Source organism: Nostoc cf. edaphicum LEGE 07299 (assembly GCF_015207245.1).
In the GTDB taxonomy this organism is placed as follows: domain Bacteria; phylum Cyanobacteriota; class Cyanobacteriia; order Cyanobacteriales; family Nostocaceae; genus Nostoc; species Nostoc edaphicum_B.
Genome location: NZ_JADEXF010000948.1, coordinates 1 through 2,716 on the forward strand (window position 1 = coordinate 1; position 2,716 = coordinate 2,716).

2 protein-coding genes are annotated in these 2,716 nt (G+C 34.1%); both read left to right on the top strand.

The genetic code is table 11. The features are described 5' to 3' along the window. Positions 1-458 precede the first annotated feature (458 nt). On the top strand, positions 459-1,796 hold the full coding sequence (gene ovoA / locus IQ229_RS22970; protein WP_194047716.1) for a 5-histidylcysteine sulfoxide synthase: 1,338 nt from the start codon (positions 459-461) through the stop codon (positions 1,794-1,796). 38 nt (positions 1,797-1,834) lie between these two features. Then, positions 1,835-2,686 (top strand): sterol desaturase family protein, encoded by an 852-nt coding sequence (locus IQ229_RS22975; protein ID WP_194047718.1) that lies wholly within the window; start codon positions 1,835-1,837, stop codon positions 2,684-2,686. Positions 2,687-2,716: the final 30 nt, after the last annotated feature.

The window sequence follows — 2,716 nt, forward strand, 5'->3', positions numbered from 1 at the left end:
AGTATGTTCTGGACGATAGCCGCTAGCGCCTCGGTGTGCAATGATTATTGGAGATGTTTTTTGCAAAGTTGTAGTCATTTAATAATCTTGTTATGTTTATTACCACTGACTTATTTCTTGGCTAATAGTTTAACTATTCAACGAGAATTAAATTAGTCAAATTTACGGTATTACTACACTAAGTCGATAAAGTTTTAGTCTTATTTGAAAAACTAATTACTGAAAAATAAGTATTGCTATTAAATAATAAATCTGTCATATTTAAGAATCTTATTTGATACCTCCTTCAATCCTATTGTGTTTAACACATTCTATAGGATTCATATTTGGTTTTTCAAAAAAATCAGTACATATTTATTTTTTCTTTCGTGTTCCTTAGCTATGTAAGTAAATTTAGGAATCAAATCAGATTTCGAGATAATTAATTTCTTTCATTGTTCTATAATAGCAATTTAACCATGAATAGTCTGCAATCTGCTAAACCTCCAAAACTTGATAGTTGTAATAACCAAGTTATCCTCGACTACTTTGAGAATGCGTGGAAACTGGAAGATATATTATTGAAAAGTCTAGTTGGGGAAGAGACATTTTATCTCAATCCTGACCCTTTGAGAAATCCTCTAATTTTTTATCTGGGACATTCAGCTATTTTCTACATCAATAAATTAATTCAGGTAGGATTATTAGAAAAACGCCTCAATCCAGAGTATGAAATTTTGTTTGAAATTGGAGTTGATCCAGAAATACCAGAGGAATTAAATGAAGCGATCGCTCATCTGAAATGGCCGCAAGTTGCCCAAACTTGGGAGTATCGAGAACAAGCATATTCCGTAATTTCCGAACTAATTAAGACAACCCCAATTACTTTGCCAATTCATTCCAGTCATCCTCTTTGGGCTTTAATGATGGGCGTTGAACACCAACGTATTCACATTGAAACTTCTTCGATGTTAATTCGCCAACTACCAATTGAGAGAGTGAAACGTCCCCAAAATTGGCAATATGCCCCTTTTAATGGTTATACTCCTGAGAACGAAATGATCGAAGTTGCTGGTGGGGTAGTCAAACTCGGTAAAGCCTTAGATGACTCCACTTATGGATGGGATATTGACTATGGCGATCGCACTGTTGAAGTTGCACCCTTTTTCGCCAGCAAATATCTGATTACCAATGCCGATTTTATTTATTTTGTAAAAGCTGGTGGTTACGAAAATCAAGACTATTGGGATGAAGAATCTTGGAATTGGAAAACTCGATACAATATTCAATGTCCCAAATTTTGGTTACATGAAAATGGTAGCTATAAATATCGAGCCATGTTTGATGAAATTGACTTACCCTTAGATTGGCCTGTGGAAGTCAATCATTATGAAGCAATGGCTTATTGTCGTTGGCAAGGAAAAGATACTCGCTTAATGAGTGAACCAGAATACCATTTAGCAACTTATGGTAATAGTTTATTAGATGATGTAGAAAATTATAATCTCAATTTAAAATTTGGCTCCCCTAGTCCTGTTGGGATGTTAGAAACAGCCAAAAATTCTTCGGGATTGTATGATTTACGTGGGAATGTTTGGGAATGGTTAAGTAATAACTTAAACCCTCTTCCAGGATATCAACCTCATTTTCTTTATGAGGATAATTCTGCCATCTTTTTTGATGATAAACATCAAATGATGTTAGGAGGATGTTGGATAACTAATGGTACAGAAGCTTTAAAATATTACCGCAACTGGTTCCGTCCCAATTTTTATCAACACGCTGGTTTTCGGATTGTTCAAGATATTAAAGATTAACAGAATATGCCTCAGTCACATATTATAAGGTCACAGAAATGCAAAAGATTTTGAATTTCTGTTCTGATATCGAATTTTATCTGAAGATTGCTGTTAGTTGTACGATTGTTCAGCAAGTATTTTATTTGCTGTTAAACAATATTAAGATCGACTTTATCACGCAGGTACTGTTGTACTGGCTCCTTGGTTCTATCTCATTTTATAGTATTGGCATTCTTATTGAGAAAGGAATCAAAAATAACGAGGTTTTAAGAGATAAGCTGACAGCAAGGGTCAAGAAAGTCAAAAATCAAGCATTTCCTTCCTTTACTATCAGAGGGATTATAACAGGAGAAATTAAAGCTTTTCTATCAGCATTAATAATTCTATATCTAGCTCCAGAGGTTCATAGAGGAAATAGCTTACTTCTAAACCTTGGATGGTTTTTGATGAGAATAGTTGCTGCTGATTTCTGTTTTTATGTTGCTCATCGCCTCTTGCACACCAAATTCTTGCAGAAAATCCATCTTAAGCATCATGAGTTTCGTGACTCATCAAGTTTTGTTGCTGGACATAAGAGTTTGGTTGAATATATTATTGTTGCGATCGCTGATGTTTTACCTATTTTTATATTTGGATATGACATCACTCAATTGTGTGCATGGAGCGTTATAGGCAATGCTTACAACTTAGAAGGTCATAGTTCTTTGTCAATATTTTTCATTCCATCAGATTTCCACGATCTTCATCACACTTGCTTTAATGGAAACTATGGCATTCAGGGGTTTTGGGACAGAATATTCAACACACTAAATCCTCCTACTAAGAAGCCAGGAGTTATGTTTCCTGTGAGTTTTATCAAGTATATAACTATTCAGTCATCTATTAGTAATGATATCGAAAAAACATAATTAAACTAAAAAAATCATGATATTATAGGT